The organism is Xenorhabdus budapestensis (assembly GCF_002632465.1).
GTDB classification, from domain to species: domain Bacteria; phylum Pseudomonadota; class Gammaproteobacteria; order Enterobacterales; family Enterobacteriaceae; genus Xenorhabdus; species Xenorhabdus budapestensis.
In genome coordinates, this window is the sequence record NZ_NIBS01000108.1 from 1 (window position 1) to 832 (window position 832).

The window sequence follows — 832 nt, forward strand, 5'->3', positions numbered from 1 at the left end:
ATCCGGCTGGCGATCCTGATGCTATCCGTTCCGTTGTTTGTGATGGTGGTTTTGGTCGCGCTGGTTGATGGATTAGGGCGGCGGGACTTACGGCGTTATGGCGCGGGGTATGAATCCAGTTTTGTTTATCATCATGCCAAACGGGGGATTAAACCGGCCTGCATTGTTCCCTGTGTGTTGTATTTATCCTGGCCGGATGTGGTGTATCCCACGATGATATTGTTGCCAGCGGCAATAATATTGGGCATAGTGGTGATGGTAACAACGTCGATGTTTAAAAAATATCTTTGATAAAGACGCTGGAGAGTGATCGACAAAACGGTTTTTTGTTTTGTCGATCACTGTCAGCAGACAAGCCGTGTAAGCGGCGCGTCAGAAATAATTATTGATAAACGTTTATTGCACCGAGTTTGACAGAGTCAAATTTTATAGAAGGGTCTACCCTAGAGTTTATTTTCCACTTTTCTTTTGGGCCAAGATTTAGAATATAACTTATATTGATAGCAACCAGATTTTCCCCTTCGTAAAGTTTGAAATGAACAAACACATATTTTACTATCTGATTTGTATTGTTTTGTGCGTCAGCTAATATGTATTTAACCCCATCAGATCCTTTTTCGAGACGAATATTTGTGACGGAAACTAAATCATTGGCATTGTCAACTGATGACATATTTGCCTTGACGAGCATTTCTAAGATATTTGTCATATAATTATCCTCGATATATTTGCTATGTTAAGGTCATTGTAAATATCCCATAGCTCGCCTCTATTTAATATTTCCTTTTATATTGCTCATTTATTCTCTGAACATCTTTCATAATCTATACCT

The 832-nt window shown here is 39.2% G+C and carries 2 protein-coding genes; one reads left to right on the top strand and one right to left on the bottom strand.

From position 1 onward, the window contains the following. On the top strand, positions 1-291 hold a 291-nt coding region (locus Xbud_RS19090), incomplete at its 5' end, for a TIGR03747 family integrating conjugative element membrane protein (RefSeq protein ID WP_099137542.1). Between the two features lie 91 nt (positions 292-382). On the opposite strand, the gene Xbud_RS19095 is transcribed toward Xbud_RS19090, so the two are convergent. After that, entirely contained in the window at positions 383-709 is a 327-nt protein-coding gene (locus tag Xbud_RS19095) for an FxLYD domain-containing protein (protein WP_099137543.1), read from the bottom strand. Positions 710-832: the final 123 nt, after the last annotated feature.

Excerpts from the sequence above, each read along its gene's own strand:
- Xbud_RS19095 (WP_099137543.1), bottom strand. The coding sequence starts at position 709 with ATGACAAATATCTTAGAAATGCTCGTCAAGGCAAATATGTCATCAGTT.